Annotated in this window: 23 protein-coding genes and 1 riboswitch; of the genes, 8 read left to right on the top strand and 15 right to left on the bottom strand. The window is 36.3% G+C overall.

Going from position 1 to position 24893, the window contains the following annotated elements; genetic code table 11:
* Positions 1–13 precede the first annotated feature (13 nt).
* Positions 14–1012, bottom strand: a complete 999-nt coding sequence (cysK, locus tag AC4CUY_RS10705; protein WP_336950968.1) for a cysteine synthase A — start codon at positions 1010–1012, stop codon at positions 14–16.
* A 232-nt stretch (positions 1013–1244) separates the two neighbouring features.
* On the opposite strand from cysK, the gene plsB reads away from it, so the two are divergent.
* The gene (gene plsB / locus AC4CUY_RS10710; protein ID WP_419327283.1) at positions 1245–3446 is read left to right on the top strand and encodes a glycerol-3-phosphate 1-O-acyltransferase PlsB; all 2202 of its coding nucleotides are present in this window, start codon (positions 1245–1247) and stop codon (positions 3444–3446) included.
* Positions 3447–3591: 145 nt separating this feature from the next.
* Here the strand turns inward: plsB and AC4CUY_RS10715 are convergent, their stop codons facing one another.
* Complete coding sequence (locus AC4CUY_RS10715; RefSeq protein ID WP_490774101.1) at positions 3592–4272, bottom strand: class I SAM-dependent methyltransferase; 681 nt, start codon at positions 4270–4272, stop codon at positions 3592–3594.
* Between the two features lie 29 nt (positions 4273–4301).
* Positions 4302–4931: a TetR/AcrR family transcriptional regulator gene (locus AC4CUY_RS10720; RefSeq protein ID WP_490774102.1), complete on the bottom strand. Its 630-nt coding sequence runs from the start codon at positions 4929–4931 to the stop codon at positions 4302–4304.
* Positions 4932–5445: 514 nt separating this feature from the next.
* Here AC4CUY_RS10720 and AC4CUY_RS10725 point away from each other — a divergent pair.
* Positions 5446–6687, top strand: a complete 1242-nt coding sequence (locus tag AC4CUY_RS10725; protein ID WP_490774103.1) for an OmpP1/FadL family transporter — start codon at positions 5446–5448, stop codon at positions 6685–6687.
* A gap of 191 nt (positions 6688–6878) precedes the next feature.
* A complete protein-coding gene (locus tag AC4CUY_RS10730) occupies positions 6879–7124 on the top strand; it encodes a hypothetical protein (RefSeq protein WP_004719975.1) in 246 nt (81 codons plus the stop codon).
* Between the two features lie 93 nt (positions 7125–7217).
* Here the strand turns inward: AC4CUY_RS10730 and AC4CUY_RS10735 are convergent, their stop codons facing one another.
* Positions 7218–7976, bottom strand: coding sequence for a phosphodiester glycosidase family protein (locus AC4CUY_RS10735; RefSeq protein ID WP_490774104.1), 759 nt, complete (start codon positions 7974–7976; stop codon positions 7218–7220).
* 189 nt (positions 7977–8165) lie between these two features.
* Between AC4CUY_RS10735 and AC4CUY_RS10740 the strand changes: the two genes are divergently transcribed.
* Positions 8166–8702 carry a lecithin retinol acyltransferase family protein gene (locus AC4CUY_RS10740; protein ID WP_209826074.1) on the top strand — a complete coding sequence of 179 codons (537 nt, stop codon included), beginning with the start codon at positions 8166–8168 and terminating at the stop codon, positions 8700–8702.
* A 57-nt stretch (positions 8703–8759) separates the two neighbouring features.
* On the opposite strand, the gene AC4CUY_RS10745 is transcribed toward AC4CUY_RS10740, so the two are convergent.
* Complete coding sequence (locus tag AC4CUY_RS10745; RefSeq protein WP_336950962.1) at positions 8760–9203, bottom strand: SRPBCC domain-containing protein; 444 nt, start codon at positions 9201–9203, stop codon at positions 8760–8762.
* Positions 9204–9311: 108 nt separating this feature from the next.
* On the bottom strand, positions 9312–10364 hold the full coding sequence (locus AC4CUY_RS10750; protein WP_419327287.1) for an aldo/keto reductase: 1053 nt from the start codon (positions 10362–10364) through the stop codon (positions 9312–9314).
* Between the two features lie 104 nt (positions 10365–10468).
* On the opposite strand from AC4CUY_RS10750, the gene AC4CUY_RS10755 reads away from it, so the two are divergent.
* The gene (locus AC4CUY_RS10755; RefSeq protein ID WP_419327288.1) at positions 10469–11365 is read left to right on the top strand and encodes a LysR family transcriptional regulator; all 897 of its coding nucleotides are present in this window, start codon (positions 10469–10471) and stop codon (positions 11363–11365) included.
* Between the two features lie 24 nt (positions 11366–11389).
* Here the strand turns inward: AC4CUY_RS10755 and AC4CUY_RS10760 are convergent, their stop codons facing one another.
* On the bottom strand, positions 11390–11710 hold the full coding sequence (locus AC4CUY_RS10760) for a pyrimidine/purine nucleoside phosphorylase (protein ID WP_419327289.1): 321 nt from the start codon (positions 11708–11710) through the stop codon (positions 11390–11392).
* 136 nt (positions 11711–11846) lie between these two features.
* Complete coding sequence (locus AC4CUY_RS10765) at positions 11847–13568, bottom strand: glutamine--tRNA ligase/YqeY domain fusion protein (RefSeq protein ID WP_419327290.1); 1722 nt, start codon at positions 13566–13568, stop codon at positions 11847–11849.
* 168 nt (positions 13569–13736) lie between these two features.
* On the opposite strand from AC4CUY_RS10765, the gene AC4CUY_RS10770 reads away from it, so the two are divergent.
* The 3 genes from AC4CUY_RS10770 (at position 13737) to nfsB (ending at position 16308) form a co-directional block, all read left to right on the top strand.
* A complete protein-coding gene (locus AC4CUY_RS10770; RefSeq protein WP_105712525.1) occupies positions 13737–14246 on the top strand; it encodes a peptidylprolyl isomerase in 510 nt (169 codons plus the stop codon).
* Positions 14247–14338: 92 nt separating this feature from the next.
* The gene (locus AC4CUY_RS10775) at positions 14339–15061 is read left to right on the top strand and encodes a UDP-2,3-diacylglucosamine diphosphatase (protein WP_490774105.1); all 723 of its coding nucleotides are present in this window, start codon (positions 14339–14341) and stop codon (positions 15059–15061) included.
* Positions 15062–15654: 593 nt separating this feature from the next.
* Positions 15655–16308 carry an oxygen-insensitive NAD(P)H nitroreductase gene (nfsB, locus tag AC4CUY_RS10780; RefSeq protein ID WP_419359740.1) on the top strand — a complete coding sequence of 218 codons (654 nt, stop codon included), beginning with the start codon at positions 15655–15657 and terminating at the stop codon, positions 16306–16308.
* Between the two features lie 80 nt (positions 16309–16388).
* Here nfsB and AC4CUY_RS10785 read toward each other — a convergent pair whose 3' ends face one another.
* From AC4CUY_RS10785 to eno, 7 genes are all read right to left on the bottom strand, one after another.
* The gene (locus AC4CUY_RS10785; protein WP_419327291.1) at positions 16389–16997 is read right to left on the bottom strand and encodes a DUF4303 domain-containing protein; all 609 of its coding nucleotides are present in this window, start codon (positions 16995–16997) and stop codon (positions 16389–16391) included.
* 82 nt (positions 16998–17079) lie between these two features.
* Positions 17080–18324 (bottom strand): D-amino acid dehydrogenase, encoded by a 1245-nt coding sequence (locus AC4CUY_RS10790; RefSeq protein WP_034615308.1) that lies wholly within the window; start codon positions 18322–18324, stop codon positions 17080–17082.
* Between the two features lie 172 nt (positions 18325–18496).
* Positions 18497–18585, bottom strand: a riboswitch (glycine riboswitch).
* 293 nt (positions 18586–18878) lie between these two features.
* Positions 18879–20147 carry a D-amino acid dehydrogenase gene (locus AC4CUY_RS10795; RefSeq protein WP_419359742.1) on the bottom strand — a complete coding sequence of 423 codons (1269 nt, stop codon included), beginning with the start codon at positions 20145–20147 and terminating at the stop codon, positions 18879–18881.
* 726 nt (positions 20148–20873) lie between these two features.
* Positions 20874–22010 carry a rod shape-determining protein RodA gene (gene rodA / locus AC4CUY_RS10800; RefSeq protein ID WP_336950953.1) on the bottom strand — a complete coding sequence of 379 codons (1137 nt, stop codon included), beginning with the start codon at positions 22008–22010 and terminating at the stop codon, positions 20874–20876.
* A 99-nt stretch (positions 22011–22109) separates the two neighbouring features.
* Positions 22110–22829 (bottom strand): 2-C-methyl-D-erythritol 4-phosphate cytidylyltransferase, encoded by a 720-nt coding sequence (ispD, locus tag AC4CUY_RS10805; protein WP_483770973.1) that lies wholly within the window; start codon positions 22827–22829, stop codon positions 22110–22112.
* Positions 22792–23178 (bottom strand): cell division protein FtsB, encoded by a 387-nt coding sequence (ftsB, locus tag AC4CUY_RS10810; protein ID WP_336950951.1) that lies wholly within the window; start codon positions 23176–23178, stop codon positions 22792–22794. Before ftsB ends, ispD begins: the two co-directional genes overlap by 38 nt.
* A 400-nt stretch (positions 23179–23578) precedes the next feature.
* Positions 23579–24868, bottom strand: a complete 1290-nt coding sequence (gene eno, locus AC4CUY_RS10815) for a phosphopyruvate hydratase (protein WP_004719930.1) — start codon at positions 24866–24868, stop codon at positions 23579–23581.
* Positions 24869–24893 lie beyond the last annotated feature (25 nt).

Below are 24893 nucleotides of genomic sequence, written 5' to 3' on the forward strand. Positions count from 1 at the left end.
ATTTAATTCAATCTTAATCTGCTGAAATATCTTCAAACAAAACGGAAGACAAATAACGTTCACCCGCATCAGGAAGAATCACCACAATAGTTTTGCCTGTATTTTCAGGACGGGCAGCTAATTTTGCTGCAGCAGCTAAAGCCGCACCACTAGAAATACCGACAAAAATACCTTCTTGAGTGGCACTTTGACGGGCAAAATCAATCGCTTCTTGGTTGTCGATAGCAATAACTTCATCTACTAAATCTAAATCCAAGTTTTTAGGAATAAAGTTTGCACCTATCCCTTGGATCTTATGTGGCCCAGGCGTTAACGTTTCACCACGTTTGGTTTGTCCAATAATTGGTGAATCTGCGGGTTCTACAGCAACGGAGTAAATCGCTTGCTGCTTGACCTTTTCAAAATAATTTGAAATACCTGAAATAGTACCGCCAGTTCCGACACCAGCAACAAGGATATCGACTTTACCGCCTGTTGCTGCCCATATTTCAGGACCTGTTGTTGTCTCGTGTATTTTAGGATTGGCCGGGTTTTCAAATTGTTGTGGTAAATAATAAGTTTCAGGTTGTTCAGTCGCTAAACGTACCGCCTCGTCAACTGCGCCTTTCATACCTTTTGCGGGTTCAGTTAAAATTAAATTTGCACCCAACGCTTTTAATACTTTACGGCGCTCTATACTCATACTTGCAGGCATAGTTAAAGTAATAGCATAACCTTTTGCCGCTGCTACAAATGCCAATGCAATACCAGTATTCCCGCTGGTTGGTTCTACAATATGCATACCTTTTTTCAAAAGCCCCTTCGCTTCTGCATCAGCAATAAGTGCAGCACCAATTCGATCTTTAACAGAAAAAGCAGGATTACGACTTTCAATTTTTGCTAAGACCGTTGCACCACCTGTAATAAGACGGTTGATACGAATCAGTGGTGTATTCCCAATTGCCTCAGCGTTATTAGAATAAACAGCGATACCTAAGTTTTCAGTTGCTGGAAAATTTGGATCTGTAGACATGACCTTTCCTTGAATTTAAATGAATTTATATCAATCTATCATAATGCTTTTCTATGAAACTTTGATATTGAGTAACTGAATTTAATTATACCAATATCGAAATAGTTTATTGATAAAAATCATAAGTTTAGTTTTTAGGAAAAGTGTTTGACCGATTTGTCGTCAAATCAAACTATATATTTGTATATTATTTCAAGCATAATAACAATATGACTCATATTTAGAGAATATTATGGCAAGCAATGCTTATCAAAAATTTTATCGTCAATTTACAAAAAAAATCTTAGATAAAATCGTCAGCCCACAAGTATTAGGCGATACAAAAACTCTTGAAAATACAGTTAATGATCCAAACACAGCCAATTTTCCGATTTGCTATGTCATTCAAGATGACTCAACTTCAAATAAAGTCTTGATCGACAATGAAACAGAAAAAAGAAAACTCAGCCCTGCTTTTGCGCCACTTAACCTAGGGTCAGATTATCAGGAAGATGATCGTTTTATCACTTTAGAACCGACCAAAAGCAACGCCTCTGCATACTACCCAGACAAAATTATTCGTTTGGTCGAATATTTATTAAAACACCCTGAACAAGATGTGCTTTTAGTACCAACAACGATTTTATGGGGGCGTGCGCCGGAAAATGAGGACAGTTGGTATAAAGCATTGATGACCGATGCTTGGGCGAAGCCAACGGGCATTAAACAAGCACTCAACATTACCCTCTATGGCCGTAACAATTATATTGAATTCCATCAAGCAGTTTCTTTACGCCAGTTAATTGACTCAGCCATTGAACTCACACCCAATTTTTCACCAGCGCACTATGTGGTGACTGAGCTCAATAAACAATTTAATGGCTATAAAGAAGCAATTCTTGGTCCTGATATTTCAGATCGTCGCAATGTGATTAACAAACTCATGCTGAGTGATGCGGTCAAAGAAGCCATTCTCAATGAAAGCATTCATAAAAAAATCAGCATCAATGAAGCCGAAGCACTCGCGCATAAATACCTCGATGAAATCGTCTCTGATTTTTCTTATTCAACCTTACGCTTTGCTGAAATTGCTTTAACTAAATTATGGACCCAACTCTATGACGGTATCGAAGTACATAATTTCGATACGGTTCGTGAACTTGCCAAAGATTATGAAATTGTCTATACCCCTTGTCATCGTAGCCACATTGACTATTTATTATTGTCTTATGTGATTTATAACCGTGGCTTGATGGTTCCCCATATTGCAGCAGGTATTAATTTAAATATGCCTGTGGTTGGGCAACTGATGCGTGGTGCAGGCGCATACTTTATTCGACGTAGCTTTAATGGTAATGCGCTTTATACGGCTGTTTTCAAAGAATATATCTACAGTATGCTCAATCGAAATACCCCTATGGAATACTTTATTGAAGGTGGTCGTTCTCGTACTGGACTTTTATTGCCGCCTAAAAAAGGGATGCTCGCAATGACCATCCAAAGTTATTTACGTGGGAATAGCAAACCGATTGCCTTTATTCCGACTTACTTTGGATATGAAAAACTGATCGAAGGCAGTTCATACATAAAAGAGCTGGGTGGGCAGAAAAAACAAGCTGAATCACTATTTGGACTACTTAAATCTATTCAAAAAATTGAAAAAGTCTTTGGTGTTGTCCATGTCAATTTAGGTGAACCGGTTTTCCTTGAAGAGATCTTAAAAAAGAACAATGTTCCACAACATGTTGCTTTGCATGAAGAGATGCCTGAGTCGGTTAAAGCCACGGTCAATGATGTGGCGTTTGATATTTTGGAAAATATCAATAAAGCGGTCGTGATTAATCCTGTTAGTTTGATTTCTCTGGTCTTGTTAAATGCACCAACGCATGCTTTGGCAGAGCGTGAAGTATTGGTACGTTTAGAACAATTCCGTAATCTACTCAAACAGCATCGTTATGATGATCGTATGCAAATTACCGAGCTTTCCAACACAGAAATCATTCAATATGCCATGAAGCTAAAACAAGTTGAATTGATTGAGCATGATAATGAGCGCTGGGTGAAAGTCAGTGATATACAGGTGGGATTGCTTAAGTATTTCAGTAATAACATTCTGCACACGTTTATCCTGCCTGCACTGATTGCCAAAGTATTACGTGTTGAAACAGAGCAGCAGCAATTTGAGATTCCAAAATCTGATTTATATACCCAAGTCATCAAACAATACCCACTTATACAAAAAGCCTTCTTTTTAAAATGGGATGAGTCTGAGATTGAGAGTGAAATCACACAAATTATCGATTATTTTGTTGCGGAGAAATTAATCACACTTGAAGCGGATCAAAGCATTAAGATTTCAAATGCAGATCCTAAAATTCGTTTACTTTCAGCCTTTGCTCATTTGTATGATGTCAATGTTGTGAAAGAACCTGAAAAAGAAAGCAAAGAGAAATAATCTTTTAAGCTTTGACGATGATCTGCAATAAAAAAGTTCCTTCAACCATTTGGATAAGGAACTTTTTTGTAAGCGTATAGCAATATGACTAATTGATTTACTTTAAAGCAAAAAATGATTTTTAGTTATTACTTAGACGTTTTTCTTAGTCCGTTTTAAATGCAATAAAACCATGATAATTCAATACTTGAGCAAAACTTTCCACACGCTTAAAACCTGCTTGTAAATACAAAGCGCTCATTTCATCAACAGAAATTAAAGCAAAATCTTGTTCAATACGTTCTGCCATAAGTTGCGCCTGTTTTTCTGTTAATCCTGTTGCTAAACTCAGATTTTTTAAAGCTTGTAATTGTTTGGCATTCGAAATTTCCATCAATTCATAACTTAGACATAGACCAGTACTGCTTAGGTGATTTGCAATATCTTTTAAGAATTGTGCTTTTGCATCAACTGGAACAAAATGTGAAACCAAGATAGCCAAAGCCACATCAAAATTCTCATCGACTTGTTTAAGAACAGATGTATCACCTTGTACAAACTGAATTCGAGAACAAAGCCCTAAACCAGCTATATGTTGTTTGGCTTTATCAATCATATTTGCTGCAGGATCGATTGCTGTAAAATTCCAGTGAGGAAATTGCTCAGCCAAATATTGCAGTTCATAACCTGTACCACATCCCACGACTAAAATCTTCGCTTGAGTCAATACATAGCTCTTTAATACAGCATGGACTTGTAAATGTATCAGTTCATAACCGGGAATTAATTTACGAATATGTGCATCATATCCTTCAACTACAACTGGATTATTAAAGTCCTTTGCCATTTCTTTAAGCCTTGTAATGATGATTAATACTATTCCTGAGGATGTTTGACTTTCACTGCCTGTAAACAAAAATCAGCGATTTGTTTTACAAAATACTCTTTATAGCTTTTATCAAAACGCTTGATCTTGGCGATACTTAAAGGTTCAATCACAACGAAAGTCATTGCGCCAACGATGCACAATGCGGTGGTGTTTAGATCCTCAAAAATAAACTCGCCTGAATGACGTCCTTCTGTCAAAATTTTAATAATACTTTCTTTAATCAATTGCTTACTTTGAAAGCGTTCTAACTCAAATTGAGGATCGACTGGTTCAAATAATAAAGAATAAGAGAGTCGAGGGCTGTTCATTGCCCTTTTTACAAAGGTTGTGACTGCTCGATCTAATTTTTCTATCGCACTAAGTTCAGTATGTGCAATATCATTGAGAATATTAACTTCGATATGAATCGCTGCATTTAAAACTTCAATCAATACCTGATTTTTATTTTCAAAATATCTGTAGACCAAACCACTTGATACACCTGCCCTATCTGCAATTGCTTGAATTTGTGCATCTTTAAATCCTCCTTGTGCAATCAATTCACGTGCAGACAATAAAATTGTCTCACGGTTCTGTTGCATTTTCTCTTCCATGACAGAGGATCTTTTATAGTTCATAGCGATATGTAAATTCCATTCCAAATAAACTGGCAGCGAATAGATTGCCCTGTTGGTACTACAAGGTAATGCAGACTAAATACTAATAAATTTTGCAGCAATAAGCTATCCACCCTGATCGCTTGATTCAATATTTAATAAATCATTGATGAACTTAATTATCTTGTTGAGGTTATTTTCTACCCTTGCTGATTTATCAATTCCTGATCGATCAAAACAGTCATTTTAAATTACTCCTTTTTAGAAAATGAACCTTTTTAAATCATTAATTGATTCTACAATATTCTTAAATGATCTGAGGCAACTTCTTAAGACAATGCAAACATGAGTTGTCCGATAATCCCCCCTTAAATTGGTCATTAGCCCCCTTTATTAAATCCACTAAAAATGATTCACTAAAATCATAAAGATTTCAGATAAAAGTTAAATAAACTAATAGCTTAACCTCTATTGTTCACTTTGTTTATCTGAATTTTATATGCGAAATAAAAAAAACATTCAAGGAAAGAAAAGCATGAAAACTCAATCACTGATTCTCAGTGTCCTCAGCATTTTACCCACTGCATATACTCATGCAGCTGCGATGGATCAATCTGGTCAATCGATACTGGCGTTTCTTGAAGACAAGAATTATTTCGAAGCCAGTATTGCCACAGTTGACCCAGAAGTATCAGGCAAAGTCCGAAATCGACCTGATTTAGTCAATACAGGGAGCAATGATTTAACTACAGGTGATATGGCACAATCATATCAATACTATAATGCTGCTTTAAAACTGCAAATTGCGCCAAAAGTTTCCTTTGGGCTCATCTATGATCAACCTTATGGTGCTGCAATCGAATATCCTTTACGTAGTAATAATACCTTCTCTGATACCGAAATCAGTATGAAAGGTACCATTGCGGATGTTGATACTCAAAATATTGCGATGTTATTTGGTTTTCAGCCAGATGCCCATTTTAACCTTTACGGCGGTGCGGTATACCAGACAGTCAAAGGCAAAGTGTCTTTGCGTGGTAATTCGATGAGTGTTTTTAATGGCTATGATGCTAATTTTAAACAAGATAATGCTGTTGGATGGCTTGCTGGTGCTGCTTTTCAGATTCCTGAAATTGCTTTAAAAGCAGCGGTAACTTATCGTTCTGAAATCAAGCACAAAATAGATGCTCAAGAAACGATTTTTGGACAACCTTTAGCATTCACCACTGATAAAGATACAGAAATCAAAACGCCACAATCGGTAAATTTAGATTTTCAAACAGGCATCTATAAAGACACGCTGGCATATTTAAATGCACGTTGGGTAAATTGGAAAGATTTTAGAATCCGTCCAACACAGTTTGGTGCACTCACTGAACTGGCAACAGCTGAGTTAAGCCAAGGCCTGTATGCTGGTGGATTCAATCTCGATGACTATCAAAAAGACCAATACAGCATCACTCTTGGTTTAGGACATCAATTTACACAAAAATGGGCTGCGTCGGCTGATGTTTCATGGGATTCTGGTACTGGAAATCCTGCTTCTGTATTGAATCCTACCAAAGGCGGTTGGGGCTTAGGGTTGGGTGTTCAATACAATCCTGCTGAAAATTATTTTATCGCAGGAGGCATCAAATATATTTGGATTGGGGATGCCACGGCACAAGATGGTACCTATTACATTCCGGTACCCGGTGCTTCAGAAATTGCCCAACAAGGTGATTATCATGACAACAATGCCATAGGCTATGGTTTAAAAATAGGTTACCGTTTTTAATGCTCAATGCATGATCTTGTTAAAAGTGTTTTTAGCGTAGACTTCATTCTAGTGTATATACTTGAGAATGAAGTCTTTTTCTTTTTATTCAAAGACAAATTCATTTTCCCGTCATTTGTATACGCTATAAATTTTAATGATCAATATGAATAAACCTCAGTAAAAAACCAACTTAATTAAAGGATCTAAATATGAAATTATTACGTTTAATTCCAATTCTCGCTTTAGGCACTATCTTAACCGCATGTGGTGGTATGCCAAAGGAATGTGAAGAATCTTGGAAGCATATGGAAGACTTGGCAAAACAAAGTGGCATTCCTGAAGATTCACTAAAAGAACAGAAAAAAGCCTTTGAAGAAGAAATTAAAAAGTTATCTAAAGAAGATGCTATTCAAGCCTGTAAAGCACAGTCTTCAATCATTGGCATGGTTAAGTAATTTATCATTAATCTACAAAATGGATGCTTCAATTTGCAGGCATCCATTTTGATTTAGCATATAGATCATAAGCAAAACTTTAATTTTTACATTTTAATCGTCACAATTTTTTGCTTCACTATAAATAAACATTGGGCCTAAATCATAAGTCTGATCATGCCTTTTCACTTGTGGAATAAATGCACTTGAAATTGAACCATCTAAATATAAAGCTTGATCTGTTTTAAGCTGCGTCTTAAAAATATCAGCAAAATTATAAAAATTAATTTTTTCACGACTTATCACGAAATACAGTTGATTATTCTTAATTCCCACCCCATTGCGAACTTTCAATGAATCTGAGTTTTTAACGAAAATTGGATTGATCTCACCATTGATCAACAACATTGGACCAGATTGTGTTGCATAGCGAGCTTTAAAATTAGATTTAAGATATTGCTCAGTGGTTTTAATCACAGCTTGCTTATTGTTCCAAGCAACCACGCCATTGGGTTGCATAAAAAAATTACCAAATTTATTTTTTTGCTGGTTTAATTCTGTTTGTTGTTTACCTTGTTCAATGTATAAACCCACTGGTGTAAAATTTGGATGATACATTCCTGCATTCATGGCAAAACTGATCTGGCATTTTTTACGCTCTTTTTGTACAGCTGCGAACTTTTTATAAGTTTGTCCTTGTTGGTTTTTTAAAAATAGTTGTAGATGATCAAGATCGTCGATACGTACAGCATCTGCGATCACCTTCTTGTCTTTGATTATTTTGATATAGTCGGTATTGGCATTGACTTGAAAGGAAAGTGCACTCAATCCCATCATGCTTATCAGCGCATATACTCCAGTTTTCAAATTCATAACCCCCCCATTCAAAGTGTTATATTTTATCGTGTGATCTATTGAATAATGAAGGCTAATTAGCATTTTTAATGCATTTTTTTACTTAATTATCACTTTAAGGGCTATCAAATTCATTTTGCATCGTTATAATCAAACTATCCTTTCAATTAAATACATGTGTACACTTTATTTGAACTGAGTGGGAATATGCAGACAAAACAAATAGCTAAATACCCGTTAGGTGCGCATTTAATCGTCAAACATTTTGGCTATAGTCATCATGGAATCTATGCTGGAAAAGGTCGTGTTATACATTATTCTGGACTGGCACATTTTGTAAAAAAACGCCCAATCGAAATCACTTCACTTGAAAAATTTTCACATGGAAAAGTGATCCGTGTCCGTTACTATGATCAACCTAAGTTTTCTGGTCGTCATGTGGTTCGACGTATGCGTACACGCATGCACGAAAACAGCTATCATTTAATTATCAATAATTGTGAACATCTGTGTAGTTGGGCAATTACAGGGGTTGAAAGTAGTCCTCAAGTGGTAAAAATGATGAACCGTTTAACCACGATTGGCTATATCAGTTCAATCATGACCTATATGAATGGCTTATTTTTAACAGTTGCAACCACCTGTTTTGCTTTAGTTTTATATATAAAAATGAAACTCAGGGCTCAGTCAAAATTAAAACTTCCAACCTATTTATCTCTTAAAGAACAACAGCCTAAAAAGTAAAATACTCAACGAGGTTCTTCACATGACCTTAAGTAAAGCCCTGATTTTAAAATACCATTAAAATGGTGGAAATTTGTCTTCAACCAATTTGAGTTCTAATCCGTATTCCAAATAAGCTTTTAAACCATCCAGCACTGTGGTGAATCCTCCAGTTGCATCTATAATAAATTGAATTAGTTCAGAGCCTTGAAGCGAAATATCATAATTTCTAATTTTTAAATAAGTTTGCTCTGAGCTGATTTCTTCAAATATAAAATCTACCGATGTTTTGGGTTCACCCCAAGTAATTTGAATCAATTTATTTTCAATAATGTTAAATACCATAACCTTTGAGCTGACTTGATACTTATCCCAACTCCATTGCACAATTTTGCCTTCTTTTAGTGGTCCTGTAGATCGACTAAACCAGAATTTTGAAGTAATGTCAGGATCAATAAATGCATTAAAAACCGCAGACACGGGTTTACGAATTAACATTTGAGTTTCAATGGTTGGATTCATTCTTATTACTCTTCTAAACTTATATTGAATTATATAGATAACAAAGTGATACTGATAACATAAGTGCTATGTAATCAGTATCATGTTTTTGTTAATAAATTTAACCAATTAGTTTTGAATAAGTGATGATTCAACGATGCTCTGATAGCGCTCTGAAAATTGACCATTCCAATATGGATAATATGGATATGCTGGATAAACCGCACTGGCTTGATTTAAACGCTGTAATTGTGAATCCATAAGTACTAGATCTTTTGCAATGAGATTATCTTGCAGTTGTTGTTGATTTCGAGCACCAATCAATACAGTCGAAACGGTAGCTCGTGTTAACAGCCATTTTAAAGCAATTTGTGGGACTGAATATCCCGTTTCTAATGCAATCTGTTTTAAAGTATCGATCACTTGATAAAGATATTCTTTGTTTACGGGTGGTGCAAATTGTGCTGTTTCATGTAAGCGACTATTTTCAGGCATAGGACGCTCACGATCAAACTTACCCGTCAAACGTCCCCATCCTAAAGGACTCCACACAACGGCACCAATATGCTGATCATGATTTAAAGGCATCAATTCCCATTCATAATCCCGACCTATCAATGAATAATACACCTGATGTGCTACCATTTTTTCATAACCATAACGATCTGCAATCGACTGCGCTTTCATCAATTGCCAGCCTGAAAAATTAGATGCCCCGATATAACGAACTTTTCCGCTTCGGACCAATTCATCTAAAGTTTTCATAAGCTGATCGAGTGAAGTAAAGCTATCAAACTGATGTAACTGTAGAACATCGATATAGTCTGTATTTAATCGTTTTAACGATTGCTCTACTGCATGAATTAAATAATGACGACTAAATCCGACCTGATTCACTTGCTCATTGCTACGAAGCGCAACTTTAGTTGAAATAATCGTACTGTGCCGATAAGGCGCTAATGCAATTCCAAGCATTTTTTCAGATTCACCGTCTGAATACACATCGGCAGTATCAAAGAAATTAATTCCTGCATCTATACATGTGCTAATCATTTGATTCGCTTCGATCTGCCCTGTTTGTCCCCATGCAGAAAATAGAGGACCTTTTCCTCCAAAGGTTCCAGCACCAAATCCCAACTCAGATACTTTTAAACCAGATTCGCCTAAAAAATTATATTTCATGATCATTCACCCTGATTGAATAATGTGTCTCATCACAAAATAACAACTTGGTATTGTTTAAAAAATCAGGATAATAAGAAATTACTTTTTCGATTTTATGGAAAATGAATACACAAGACTTTCATTTCTTCTTACGTGTCGCAGATTTGGGTTCAATCAGCCAAGCCGCAAAAGAAGCCAATATTGCAGTTTCAGTGGCAAGTCAACGAGTGCAAAGGCTTGAAAATCAGCTTAGCCTTAAACTTTTTTATCGCACGACACGTAAACTGAGTCTGACTGAAGAAGCCAAAATATTGATTAAGCAAGGACGTCCACTTCTCGATAGTTTTCAAACATTGACCGAAAATTTAAAGCTTCAAGATCAAAAACTTTCAGGGAGCATTAATATCACGGCTTCCGCAACCTTTGGAACCCAGATACTAGTTCAAGTTATTGCTGAGTTTTTAAAACACCACCCTGAATTATTAATCAATCTAGATTTAAATGACCAAAATGTAGATCTTATTACCCAAGGTATGGATATCGCAATTCGCATAGGCAAACTACAAGACTCTTCTTTAATTGCAAAACCTTTATCTATCAATAAACGCTTACTTTGTGCTGCACCTGAATATCTAGCTAAATTTGGTATCCCCAAACGTTTAGAGGATTTACAGCGACATCGTTGTATCGTGCAGCGTCATCAACAAGGCATCACCAATACATGGAACTTTCTGGATCATGCTAAATCCAATCAAAGATTAAATATCCACGTAAATGGCTATTTTATTAGCAACTCAGGCGAAGGGATTCGTCAGGCGTCTTTGGCAGGGCTCGGCATATCCAATCACTCACTTTGGCATGTCAAAAACGATTTAGATTCAGGAAAACTGGTTCATGTGCTTCCTAATTTTATGGTAGAACCCACTGCTATTTATGCTGTTATTCCAGATAAAAAATTAATCTCTGATAAAGTAAAAGTTTTTATTGAGTATTTACAGGATTACTTTAAAGAATTCTAATGATGATTTGCCTAACATTATTCGTTATTCTAAATGACAAACATAATCTACAACTTCGCTAGATTGCAGACTAAAACGACTATTTGCAGGTACAGTAAAAGATTCTCCACAACTGTAGACCTCCATTTCTTCTTGATCTGCTATCCGAACCAAGCATCTTCCAGAAACAATTTCAATGCGCTCAGTCACATGAGTTTCAAAAGTTAAAGGTTTCTCTGTAGGTAAAATTACCCCCAATGTTTTCTTCGAACCATCTTTACATTCGATAAGATAACTTATTGATCGTCCTTTATAATGAACATTAGGTTTAATATGGACCGTAACAAAATCAAATTGGGAAGACATATATTTGTCCTGATTATTATTTGTGCATTTACTATATCTTTTTTCTATAGTATTACTCAATCAATTTTAAACAACATGAAAAAAACCTAGCCGAAGCTAGGTCTTAAATCATGATTTCATTCAGGATTGAATAAAATTATTTACCCGGTTTAAAGCTATCTTTCAAATCTAAGACACGATTGAACACAGGTTTATCTGCTGTATGATCATATTGATCCGCAACAAAATAACCCTCGCGTTCAAACTGGAAACGATCTTCTGGCTGCGCTTGTGCCAAAGCAGGCTCAATTACCGCTTGAAGTACTGTTAAAGATTCTGGATTTAAATTTGCTAAGAAATCATCATCCGCATCTGGTGCAGCTTCGGTGAATAAACGATCGTAAACTCGAACCTCAGCAGGAATCCCTTTCGACGCAGAAACCCAATGTACAACGCCTTTCACTTTACGACCTTCTGGGTTTTTACCTAAAGTTTCCGGATCAATAGAACATTTCAACTCGATCACTTCGCCATTGGCATCTTTAATCACTTCATCACACTTGATCACATACGCATGACGTAAACGCACTTCACCCTCAGGAACTAAACGTTTAAAACCTTTTGGCGGAACTTCTTCAAAGTCTTTACGATCAATAAAAATTTCAGAGGTTAAAGGAATAATACGATCGCCCATATCTACATTTGGATGACGTGAATGGCTTAAATTCAAATCTGCTGGCAAGTTGGTCAAAGTCACTTTCAGCGGATTTAAAACAGCCATACCACGTGCTGCTGTATTTTCAAGGGATTGGCGAATACAGAATTCAAGCATAGCCACATCAACGATACCGTCTGTTTTAGATACACCTACACGCTTACAAAACTCACGTAACCCTTCAGGAGTAAAACCACGACGACGCATGCCCACCACAGTTGGCATACGCGGGTCATCCCAACCATGAACATAGTTACCTTCTACTAATTTACGTAATTTACGTTTAGAGGTAATCGTATAATCTACATTTAAACGGCTAGATTCATACTGACGTGGAACCGATTGTGAGTGCACTTTCTCAACAACCCAATCATAAAATGGGCGATGGTCTTGAAACTCTAAGGTACATAATGAATGTGTAATCCCTTCAATCGCATCTGACAATGGATGAGCATAGTCATACATTGGGTACATTTTCCATTTATCACCAGTTTGGTGATGTTCTGAATGAAGTACACGATATAGAATTGGATCTCGCATATGTACATTTGGTGATGTCATATCAATTTTGGCACGTAATACTGCTTCACCTTCGGCCAATTCACCATTGTTCATTTTTTCAAAACGAGCAAGGTTTTCTTCAATAGATGCATCACGATAAGGTGAGTTTTTACCTGGCTCGACAAAATTACCACGGTTAATTCTAATTTCTTCTGGGCTTTGTAGATCTACATAAGCATCGCCCTGTTTGATCAACTGAACTGCCCAAGCATGTAATTGGTCAAAATAACTTGATGCATAGCGAGGTTCGCCATTCCATTCAAAACCTAACCATTTTACATCATTGGCAATACCGTCAACATATTCTTGTTCTTCAGCATCTGGGTTGGTGTCATCAAAACGCAAGTTACATAAACCATCGTATTCTTGAGCGATACCAAAATTTAAGCAAATAGCCTTTACATGGCCAATATGTAGATAACCATTTGGCTCAGGTGGAAAACGCGTAACAACTTTTTGTGTACGGCCCGCTGCCAAATCTTCTGTAATGACTTGGCGTACAAAATCTAAGCCCGCTTGTTGTTCTTGCTGCGCATTATCGACAGGGCTTGGACTATTTGTCGGAGTTTTCGGCAGTTCTGAAACAACATCATTTGGCTTCATAGTTGATAAATCACTTCTAAAAGTTAAAATTGAATATATAAAATGTGATTTTATCCTTTTTTAACAAAAGAATTTCACATTTTTACTTGCTATGTAGTTTACAGTTTGCTTATGCTTCTCTCAACCAAAAACCCATGACATTTTTAGTCATGATTAGGAGATTATAGAATGAGTTTTCCTCAAGTCGAATTAAACACCAACAAAGGACGCATTGTTCTTGAACTTAACTCTGAAAAAGCACCAAAAACTGTTGCTAACTTTTTAGAATATGTTCGTGATGGTTTTTATGATGGCGTAATCTTCCATCGTGTTATTGACGGTTTCATGATCCAAGGCGGTGGCATGGATGAAAACTTCAAAGAAAAAACCACACGTGATTCAATTGAAAATGAAGCGGACAATGGTTTAAGCAATGATGAGGGTACAGTTGCAATGGCACGTACTCAAGCACCTCACTCTGCTTCTGCACAATTTTTCATCAATGTAAAAAATAACTCTTTCCTTAACCATACAGGTAAAACTGCTCAAGGTTGGGGTTATGCAGTATTTGGTAAAGTGACTGAAGGCTTAGACATCGTTGAAGCAATCAAAGGTGTTCGTACAGGTAACCGTGGTTATCATGCTGATGTTCCTTTAGAAAACATTGTGATTGAATCTGCAAAAATTATCTCTGAATAATTTATAAATCCTCCCGAAACTTCTTTTAAATAAAGGGATATTGTTCCCTTTACTAAGCAAGGTTAGGAGGAGTTATTAAATAGGAAAAATAAGTGACCTATCTGTTTATCGCTGATTTACATTTGTCACCAGAACACCCTCGACTGGTTCGAGGGTTTTTTGATTTATTAGAACACTATAAATATCAACACACGCAACTGTTTATTCTCGGTGACTGGTTTAATGCTTGGATTGGGGATGATTATACTGCGCCTTGGTTAGATGAAATTATGGAGCATCTAAAACAATTTTCCTTGCAAGCTGGTAATCAAATTTATTTTCAAGTGGGTAATCGTGACTTTGCTTTAGGGGAAAAATTTTTAAATCAGTTTGATGGCAAACTACTTCCCGAATTTTATACATTTACCATAGCTGATAAACAATTTCGACTTGAACACGGCGATGCTTTATGTACCGATGATATCTCTTATCAACGATTTAAGAAAATTATTCGCAATCCGATTGTATTGGAACTTTTAAAAAGTACTCCACTTGGTTTTAGACAAAAACTTGCTAATGGTTTTCGTAAAAAAAGCCGTGAGTCTCAACAAAATAAGTCCTATGAAATTATGGATGTTAACCAACAAGCAGTAGAAAAAGCAATTAATAATGTCGATCTGTTGGTTCATGGTCACACTCATCGCCCTGAAATTCATGATGTAAATGGTAAAGCTAGAATTGTTTTAGGAGATTGGTGTGAAAAAACATCTGAAGCAATGATTTTAGAAGTGGATGAAAATGCGGATTGGAAATTTATTAAGTGGATTATTCAATAACTCCCCCCCTTAAACTAAACAGATTTAATAATTCCATAAAATTAAAACCATCCAAACATGAATCAATATCACAGAAAGCTTAATAGTAAAAATAGACGAGAATGCTTATTAGTATATTATCCAGCAGAGAGCAAAAATTGAGCCTATAAATAATATTATGTCTTTCAACTTATTCCACTTTTTCATGGAGTAAAAAATGATAAAAGAATTTTAATACTTAATTATTAAAAAATGTCTTTTCCTCTACACTACTCTATCAAATTTCTCTTAAGTTAATACTGTTAAATGAGTTTCTGATCATTCTAAAACCAATGATTTTTCTGCTGTAATTAACGAATCCAGTCTATTGTAATACCAGATAAATAGCGGATTTAAGAGTTTAATAAAAACACGAAATAAAATATTAAGAATTAATCAATTAATTTATGCTTTTTTGCAGGGATATATTGGTTCAAATTTAATCCATTGATAAAATTTACAAATATTTATCCCAGCTAAAAAAGATTTTCCACCTTTATTTACGTTTTGAAGATTCACATTTCGGAATTTTAGCATATAATATATCGAAAATTTACGATATATGAGATCTCCTTATGGATGTATTAAATGTAGCAAAAACACGTTACACCACAAAGGCTTATGATTCTTCTAAAAAGATTCCTCAAGCACAATTTGCACGTTTACTTGAAATCCTACGTTTGACACCATCATCAATCAATATCCAGCCTTGGCACTTTTTTATTGCTGAGAATGATGCAGCTAAACAACGTATTGCTAAAGCCTTAATCGGAAAATATAGCTACAACGCACCAAAGGTTTTAGATTCATCACATACGATTTTATTCTGTACCAAAGCAGATATTACAGAACAGCACCTGAGTAATTTACTTCAGCAGGATGATCTCAGTGGCCGCTTTAAAGATGACAAGGCTAAGCAAGGTCAAAAAGACAGTCGTACAGGCTATGTCTCTTATTATCGCAATGAAAAAGGTGATATTCAGCGCTGGGCGGAAAATCAAACCTTTATCGCACTGGGTCAAATGCTATTAGCTGCAGGTATTGAAGGTATCGATGCAACGCCAATCGGTGGTTTTGACGAAGATATTCTGACTGAAGAATTAGGCTTAATTGAAAAGAATTTGGTCCCGTCTGTGATTATGACACTCGGTTATCGTAGTGATACTGACTTTAATGCAAAATTGCCCAAGTCTCGTTTAACCCAAGAAGATGTCTTTACTCGTCTATAACGTTTAAAGTGCTTGCTTCCACTCAATAAGTGCTGTGGGGCACATCACGTCCCTCAGCATTGAATCATAAGCATATTTTGTTAAGAGAAATCACTTTCACAGGCATCCATAAATTCATTGATTAATGCACTTGGATTGGCTCTTTTGGTCCACGAAATGGGTTCTTCATAATATTCAAGCTCATGAATAATGACTGGAAGATTTTTCCCAAATGTATCTTGAAGAATATTTTCAGAAAATAATTGCTGAACTATTTTGATTATTTGTGTAATAAACAATTGAGCAAACTGCTCGCCTTTTTCTAAAAGTTCATTAAATAGTGCATCATCTTCTTGTTCAGCATATTCCATCTGTTTTTGAGAATAATAAAATGGTGTTTGCTCAAACCATTGTGCCAAAAGCTGATCATTCTCTCCCCCAATATCCCAAGACGGTTGTTGTAACCAATAGGCATAATTCCATTTCGCTTCAGCTTGACTCGAAGATTCAGAAATTTGCGACTCAAACTGTTCAATGGTATTAAAGTTCAGCTCAACTTTGGGAAAACAAGGTTCATCATCATCACAATAATAGTACAAGGCCAAGGCGTACACATCGTGATAATTTTGTGCAATATATTGAATCGATTCAACTAACTTTACATAGCTCGTTTCATGCCAGTGCTTTTGAGTTGTTGATTCTATATTCATAACACACCTAATTATTTTTACCAGCACTCTGGTGAATATGGACATTCACCAGAGTGCAAATACAAAAATATTGCCTATACGATTAAATCGGATGCGAGCTTGCAATTTCCTGACTAATCATCACAGCTGTTGCAGCAGACAACGTCCAGCCTAAATGTCCATGCCCTGTATTATAAAATACCCGTTCACGTTTTCCACGTTTTACCACAGGCATCATATTCGGCATCATTGGTCGTAAACCCGCCCACGGGATACAATGCTCGGTTGAAATATCGAAGTTCTTATTGACCCAATCTGTTAAAGGTTGGATACGATCTGAGCGGATATCTCGATTATAGCCATTAAATTCAGCAGTTCCAGCAATACGTAAACGATTAGCGCCTAATCGTGACGTGACGATTTTCGCGCTTTCATCGAGCAAGCTGACCCAAGGTGCACCATTAATACTTTTTTCATCATCCAATTGTACGGTGATTGAATAGCCTTTTACAGGATAAACATTCACACGATCGCCCAATTGATTGGCCAATTGATAACTGCCAACACCGCCACAAATCACCACGGCATCTGCACTGAGTTGTTCAACTGCTACTGAACCACCTTCCATGTTTTCAACACTCGAATGATATTGAATATTCACCCCATTGGCAGTGTGTTCTACATTAACAACTTCCATACCAAATAAATATTTTACCCCATATTTTTCAGTCGCTTTGGCAAGTCCAGTGGTAAATTTATGAATATCCCCCGTTGCATCACCTGGACAATAAAAGCCTCCATAGTACTCACCCGTCAAACTCGGTTCGATAGATTTAATTTCTTCATTGGTCACTGCATGGCGTTCTAAACCACCTTTACATAACAGCGCATTGACGTTGGTTGCCACTTTATAATCATATTCAGAATGGTAGAAATGCAAGATGCCACGTTTTTCTAAATCAAAATCAATCCCTTCTTGTTCAGCAATATTAAATAGCCTTTGACGCGCTAAAAGTGCCATTTTCACTGTATTTTGAGTATTTGCTTCATAGTGTTTGATATTGCCAAGGAATTCGACCAGCCATGCATATTTGTGCAAATCAAAAGATGGATTGAGCAATAATGGTGCATCTTTCTTCGCCATCCATTTAATACCTTTTAACACAGTGGATTTTTGATTCCACACTTCAGCATTACACGCAGACAGCTGTCCACCATTGGCAAATGATGTTTCCATTGCGGGAAATAAATGTTTATCAATAACAGTAACTTGATAACCTAATTGAGCAAGTTCATAGGCAGAAGTAACACCTGTAATACCAGAACCAATAATGACGACATGACACATACGCACACTCCGTTGAAATGCAATATTTTTAATTACATTGTCAATGTATGCCCCATCTGTCATGTGTACCTGAGAGCTTCGATAAAAACCTAAACTATTTAGGCTTTACCATCCCCTTCGGTGAGTCATTTCTTTTTTGTTTTCAATAGAATGACTTCTCTCCAGAGGTTTTACAATGATTACAGTCCTTTTGCCTGAGAGTTTCCGGGGTCGTTGCTCCTTCGGCGAGTCCGCAAGAGACTTCTCTCCTGCAATCATCTTTCCTTGTATTAGCAATTAATATGCCATGAATTTGCTCGAATACAAGTAAAATATGTTCAATTATTATCTAATTTTTAAATCGCTTAAGAATTAAATAGCTTAGTCAATAACTTGATCACTGACTCTGGCTTTGTTGTAGTTTGATTGAAATTAGCCTAAATCGCCTCATCTGAATTTTCTTCATTAAAACCACGAAGTGAAAGCATAAACCAATGCCAAAAATGCACATTGGAAAATGAAATTGCCTGTTCTGCGACTTGCTAACTTTGGTTCATATCAGTTTCACAAACATCTTAGTGATTCACTGAGTCATATCGAAACACATTCAAATCATCATATTCAATTTGTGGTGTGGTTCCAGAAATAATGTCTGATAATAATTTTGCAGAACCACATGACATGGTCCAACCCAAGGTACCGTGCCCTGTATTGGTATATAGATTTTGATACCTTGTTTGCCCAACAATCGGGGTACCATCTGGTGTCGCAGGTCTTAAACCCGTCCAGAAATGTGCATCTGATAAGTCACTTGCATTTGGAAATAATTGTTGTAAAACCATAAGCAAAGTGTCTTCACGACTAGATTTTAACGAGCGATCAAACCCATTAATTTCAGCCATCCCCCCTACACGAATTCGATCATCAAAACGGGTTAAGGCAATTTTATAAGACTCATCTAAGATTGTAGACACTGGTGAAAGTGCCGGATCAACAATTTTGGTGGTGATCGAATAGCCTTTTAATGGATATACAGGCGCATCAATTTCCAATTGTTTGAGCATTTCATGACTATAGCTGCCCAGTGCCATGACATAAACATCTCCCTTGATTTTACGACCATCTTTTAAATGAATCGCGGTAATCCGTTCAGCATCTTTTTCGATTGATTCTATTACCGTATTAAATAAAAAATTGACCCCTTGTTTGGCTGCAAGCTCCGCCAACTCTGTTGTAAATTTTTGGCAATCGCCTGTCTGGTCATTCGGTAAACGCAAACCACCAACAAAATCAACAGTTGCGTGGGCTAAAGCAGGTTCAGCCTTGATTACGCCAGCTTTATCCAACAACTCAAATGGCACGCCTTCATGTTTTAAAACTTCGGTATCTTTGCCTGCCACATCCAATTGATGTTGTTTTCGAAAAAGTTGTAATGTACCTAATTGGCGCTCATCAAAATGAATTTTAGTCTCCGCACGTAATTCATCTAGACAGTCACGGCTATATTCAGAAATCCGTACCATTCGCTCTTTATTGATTTGGTAGCGATTGATATTACATTCAGCCAACATACGGATCATCCACTGATACTGATGCATATCACCCGTTAGCTTAATTGCCAATGGTGAATGTGGTTGAAACATCCATTTAAACGCTTTTAATGGAATACCTGGTGCAGCCCAAGGCGACGCATAACCCGGCGAAATCTGCCCAGCGTTGGCAAAACTGGTTTCTAAAGCCACATTGGGTTGCCGATCGATCACAGTGACTTCATGACCTGCTTGTTTTAGATAGTAAGCGGATGTTGTACCAATAACACCAGCTCCCATGATGATGATATGCATATTGAACCGAACCTTATACGATTTAATCGTCTTATAATAAGAATAATGTAGTTAGAGAAATAATTTATATGACTATTTTAATTTAGCACTTAGAACAGATTTAGCAATACTGATTTGATGTTGAAGTGTCAGCTTAAATTCGATTTCAAATAGATACATCATTCACAATATCACATGATTTTTAAACCATCAGCAAATTATAGCTGCCTAGTCAAAAAACTCAGACATAAGAATACAATTTCTCCTAATTAATATTTTTAGTTAAATTAATTGCATAGAAAAAGAAATTGTTCCGTTATAAAAAAACTTGCAATGCCACACTTTACATTCAAAGTTTCAATACCTTTGCGTTGGCGATACCTCACTTTTCGCAGGAGATGCCAAACCTTGCGCTGCAAACAAAGCAGTGCTTATTCTTTACTCATGGGCGCCGCCCAACGGCGACATCCATGTTGCCACACTATAGAACAACCATCTATGATTCAAAAGTACACCAGACGAATTTAAAACCAACAGTATCTAAAAGTTCATCCAAAAAAATAATTATTATTTATGATCAATAATTTGATGCATTGCACTTGTATGAATAATTAGGTAGTTTGACAATCTAAGGAACTTAAATTTAAGAAAAACTTTTTTTTATTTATATTTGATACTATCCTCCTCTAAAAAAGAGAAGGAATAGCTTTAGTTTAAGAAATTTTAAATTTTGAAGATTCTATTTATTTATTTATGCGTATGGATAGACATAACGATACCAAAACTCGCTAACAACGCAATTACCGCCGATCCACCATAACTCATAAGTGGTAATGGATCACCAGTCACAGGTAAAATCCCACTGACCATACCAGAGTTTACAAATACATAGAAAAACAAAGACAAACCAATCGTACCTGCCAATAAACGACCATAATTATGAAAACTGCTTAAGCTAATGATCATACATCTAAAAATCATTGCGGTATAAAGTGCAAATAAGAAGAATACCCCAATAAAGCCAAATTCTTCTGCATAGGTCGACATAATAAAATCAGTATGATGTTCAGGTAAATAGCCCAACTGAGACTGTGTTCCTTCTAAGAATCCACGCCCTGTCATTCCGCCTGAACCAATCGCAATTTTAGATTGGATAATATTCCATCCTGCCCCAAGCGCATCTGACTCAGGATCAAATAAGGTCATAATCCTTTTCTTTTGATAAGCTTGTAATACAAAAGTCCAAATTAAAGGGAACGCCAGTGCCAATGCCGCTAAAGTCCCAATAATTAAAGTCCACGACATGCCACTTAAAAACAAAGCAAACACACCACCAATCACGATACCAATTGCCAAGTCTGGTTGTAATAATGCTAATACGAAAGGCACCATCATAATAATCAAGGCAATTACAATATGTTTAAACTTTGGCGGCAACGGGTTACGTGCAAAATACCATGCCATCATCAGTGGCATGGCAAACTTCATAAATTCGCTGGGTTGCATACTGCCAATCCCTGGAATGGTCAGCCAGCGCTTTGCCCCTAATCGAACATCACCGACCAATAAAACCAGTATCAACAACAAAATTGCAAACAAATAAAACCAAGGGCTAATCGCTTGATATACTTTTGGTGGAATTTGTGCACAAATAAAAAGTAAAATAAAACCAACACCGAAACTCACGGCTTGTCGAATGACCATAGACATATCTTCAGAAGATGCGCTATAGACCATCAATAAACCCAAAATTGCATTGATAATTAAAAAGCCCAATAACCAAGGATCAAGGTGTAATTTGTCCCACCTTGAAACTTTTTGATTAATACTTAAACCATCTCTGACTGATTGACGTAAAAACTTATACTGTGGCGATGGTGTCATGAATACAAATCTTAAACCTAGTTTAATCTGGTCAAATTATAGAGATAAATAGCGGTTGAGAAAATCAATCAATGCATAATTATTTTTATTTTCGTTGTTTTATTGCTGCGATTGCAAAATTAACTTGGCCAACTCCAAATCATCTGGATAAGTAATTTTAATATTATCAGAACGCCCCATCACTACTTTGACAGGTTCATTGATATATTCCAATGCACTCGCCTCGTCTGTAATGACAATATTATTCGCTAAAGCTTTTTCGATTGCCGTTTTAAGCTTTGAAAAGGTAGAAATTTGTGGTGTTTGTGCTTGCCACAATTGATCACGACTGATTGTTTTATTGATATCTTGCTGATTTTCAACACACTTCAAAGTATCTCGTACAGGAATTGCAAGAATTGCACTGCTGTTCAGGTTTATTGCGGTATCGACTAAGTTTTCAAGACATTGCTGTGTCACACAAGGACGAGCAGCATCATGTACAAAAACCAAATCATCGGCTTGTGCAAATTGTTCTAAATAACGCAACGCATTTAAAACCGAATCAACACGTTCTGCACCACCCAAACAAAAATGACTCAAATGTTTATTTTTTAATGGCAATGTTTGAGCATAATGATCTTGCTCACCCACAGCAAGTACATAACCCGCAAGTGGTAAATCGTTTAAACGCGCTATGGTATGCGCTAAAACTGTTTGATTTTGGATTACTTGGTATTGTTTTAGTTCAGTTTTTGAAAAACGACGACCTGAGCCAGCCGCAGGAACAATTGCCCAAATTTTACGGTTGTTCTGGCGCAGGTTCGTTGTCATCTTCATTGGTTCTTAAATCTACACTTGGATCGGTATAAATAGGTTTGTAATGGGTACTAATGGTACTCATTTGTACAAAAGTTTCATGTGGCTTTACTAAGCCAAGGTCTAAACGTGCATGTTCTTCTATGGCTTCAGCACCATTTTTTAAATCATACACTTCAGCAGCAAGAATTCGGTTGCGTTCTTTTAACTCAGCATTGACTTCAGCTTGCTGTTCAATTTGCTGTAGTAAAGCTTGATGAGGGAAATGACCACCCTCACCAAACCAAAAGCGATATTGTAATACCACAACGATTAAAATCGCGAGTATTGCAATCACTTTACTTGAAGTTGTTTTAAAGACTTCTAACATGTATTTGCGTCTTGAGTAACAGCATTAAATTAAGATGCTAATATACATCAAATATTTTGTATGAAGAACACTAAACTATGCGAAAACTGCAAAACTAGAACAAAATAAATTCTCTTTTTTATAAAAGAATAATTATGTGCTCAATAATCTACTTTGTAATTAAAAATTTAAGAATTATCTTTATGCTAAAAACTCATATATCGCGATATTATTTATTATAAATTTTCTTTTCCACAAACTATGCTAATTAAACTCCACCTCTAAATTTCATTATTAATCAATCACATGATATTGAATCTCACTTAACACATACTATTCTTGATTATTTTTAGCGAATAAAAAGCCATTCCCTATATCAAATAAAGGAATGGCCTTTTTTAAATTAAATCAATAAAAGATATTAATTTAAACCTTTAAACTCAGCTTTACCGCGATAAGCAGCATGAGTCAATTCTTCAATACGAAGCAATTGGTTATATTTTGCAACGCGGTCAGAACGGCAAAGTGAACCAGTCTTAATTTGACCTGCTGCTGTACCTACAGCAAGATCTGCAATTGTAGAATCTTCAGTTTCACCAGAACGGTGTGAAATCACAGTGCTGTAGCCATTTGCTTTAGCAAGATAGATTGCATCTAAAGTTTCAGACAAAGTACCAATTTGATTGTATTTAATTAAGATAGAGTTACCTACTTTCTCATCAATACCACGTTGTAAAATCTTAGGATTTGTAACGAACAAATCATCACCGACCAATTGGATTTTATCGCCTAGGATAGAAGTCAAATAGCTCCAGCCTTCCCAATCAGACTCATCTAAACCATCTTCGATTGAGATAATTGGATATTGTTTAACAAGACCAGCAAGATAGTCAGCAAATTGGTTACTTGTGAATGCTTTGTTGCCTTCACCTGCAAGAATATATTGACCATTTTTGTAGAATTCTGAAGATGCACAATCAAGTGCAAGCATAATATCAGAACCTGCTTTATAGCCAGTTGTTTCAATTGCAGAAAGAATAACAGTAATTGCTTCTTCATTTGAACGTAAGTTAGGCGCAAAACCACCTTCATCACCAACTGCTGTATTTAAACCTTGCTTTTTCAATACAGATTTCAAAGCATGGAAAATTTCAGCACCAGCACGTAAAGATTCAGCAAAAGATGTGAAACCTACAGGTTCAATCATGAATTCTTGAATATCAACAGTGTTGTCTGCATGTGCGCCACCGTTCAAGATGTTCATCATTGGAACAGGCATAGACAAAGTTGTTTGGCCACGAAGATCTGCAATATATTGGAATAGTTCAGTTTTCTTCTCAACAGCAGCAGCACGCGCAGCAGCTAAAGATACAGCTAAAGTTGCGTTTGCACCTAATTTTTCTTTGTTTTCAGTGCCATCAAGCGCAATCATTTTGTCATCAAGTGCTTTTTGTTCAAATACGTTTTGACCTTTTAATAAGTCTTTGATTTGACCATTTACGTTTTGAACAGCAGTGCGAACACCTTTACCTAAGTAACGTGATTGATCACCGTCACGAAGTTCTAAAGCTTCACGAGAACCAGTTGAAGCACCAGATGGTGCACATGCACGGCCAACAACGCCAGAGTCTAGGATTACGTCTGCTTCGATGGTTGGGTTACCACGAGAGTCCAAAATTTCACGTGCACGAATGTCAACGATTTGGCTCATGAATAATTCCTCAGTTGATTAAAAA

The sequence above is a fragment of the Acinetobacter sp. 778_lipA genome, assembly GCF_058242985.1.

Excerpts from the sequence above, each read along its gene's own strand:
- AC4CUY_RS10770 (WP_105712525.1), top strand. The coding sequence starts at position 13,737 with ATGAGTTTTCCTCAAGTCGAATTAAACACCAACAAAGGACGCATTGTT.
- AC4CUY_RS10795 (WP_419359742.1), bottom strand. The coding sequence starts at position 20,147 with ATGCATATCATCATCATGGGAGCTGGTGTTATTGGTACAACATCCGCT.
- AC4CUY_RS10790 (WP_034615308.1), bottom strand. The coding sequence starts at position 18,324 with ATGTGTCATGTCGTCATTATTGGTTCTGGTATTACAGGTGTTACTTCT.
- nfsB (WP_419359740.1), top strand. The coding sequence starts at position 15,655 with ATGGATGTATTAAATGTAGCAAAAACACGTTACACCACAAAGGCTTAT.
- cysK (WP_336950968.1), bottom strand. The coding sequence starts at position 1,012 with ATGTCTACAGATCCAAATTTTCCAGCAACTGAAAACTTAGGTATCGCT.
- AC4CUY_RS10725 (WP_490774103.1), top strand. The coding sequence starts at position 5,446 with ATGAAAACTCAATCACTGATTCTCAGTGTCCTCAGCATTTTACCCACT.
- AC4CUY_RS10745 (WP_336950962.1), bottom strand. The coding sequence starts at position 9,203 with ATGAATCCAACCATTGAAACTCAAATGTTAATTCGTAAACCCGTGTCT.
- AC4CUY_RS10715 (WP_490774101.1), bottom strand. The coding sequence starts at position 4,272 with ATGGCAAAGGACTTTAATAATCCAGTTGTAGTTGAAGGATATGATGCA.
- plsB (WP_419327283.1), top strand. The coding sequence starts at position 1,245 with ATGGCAAGCAATGCTTATCAAAAATTTTATCGTCAATTTACAAAAAAA.
- AC4CUY_RS10765 (WP_419327290.1), bottom strand. The coding sequence starts at position 13,568 with ATGAAGCCAAATGATGTTGTTTCAGAACTGCCGAAAACTCCGACAAAT.
- AC4CUY_RS10740 (WP_209826074.1), top strand. The coding sequence starts at position 8,166 with ATGCAGACAAAACAAATAGCTAAATACCCGTTAGGTGCGCATTTAATC.
- AC4CUY_RS10720 (WP_490774102.1), bottom strand. The coding sequence starts at position 4,931 with ATGAACTATAAAAGATCCTCTGTCATGGAAGAGAAAATGCAACAGAAC.
- ispD (WP_483770973.1), bottom strand. The coding sequence starts at position 22,829 with ATGAAGATGACAACGAACCTGCGCCAGAACAACCGTAAAATTTGGGCA.
- AC4CUY_RS10785 (WP_419327291.1), bottom strand. The coding sequence starts at position 16,997 with ATGAATATAGAATCAACAACTCAAAAGCACTGGCATGAAACGAGCTAT.
- AC4CUY_RS10730 (WP_004719975.1), top strand. The coding sequence starts at position 6,879 with ATGAAATTATTACGTTTAATTCCAATTCTCGCTTTAGGCACTATCTTA.
- rodA (WP_336950953.1), bottom strand. The coding sequence starts at position 22,010 with ATGACACCATCGCCACAGTATAAGTTTTTACGTCAATCAGTCAGAGAT.
- eno (WP_004719930.1), bottom strand. The coding sequence starts at position 24,868 with ATGAGCCAAATCGTTGACATTCGTGCACGTGAAATTTTGGACTCTCGT.
- AC4CUY_RS10750 (WP_419327287.1), bottom strand. The coding sequence starts at position 10,364 with ATGAAATATAATTTTTTAGGCGAATCTGGTTTAAAAGTATCTGAGTTG.
- AC4CUY_RS10735 (WP_490774104.1), bottom strand. The coding sequence starts at position 7,976 with ATGAATTTGAAAACTGGAGTATATGCGCTGATAAGCATGATGGGATTG.
- AC4CUY_RS10760 (WP_419327289.1), bottom strand. The coding sequence starts at position 11,710 with ATGTCTTCCCAATTTGATTTTGTTACGGTCCATATTAAACCTAATGTT.
- AC4CUY_RS10755 (WP_419327288.1), top strand. The coding sequence starts at position 10,469 with ATGAATACACAAGACTTTCATTTCTTCTTACGTGTCGCAGATTTGGGT.
- ftsB (WP_336950951.1), bottom strand. The coding sequence starts at position 23,178 with ATGTTAGAAGTCTTTAAAACAACTTCAAGTAAAGTGATTGCAATACTC.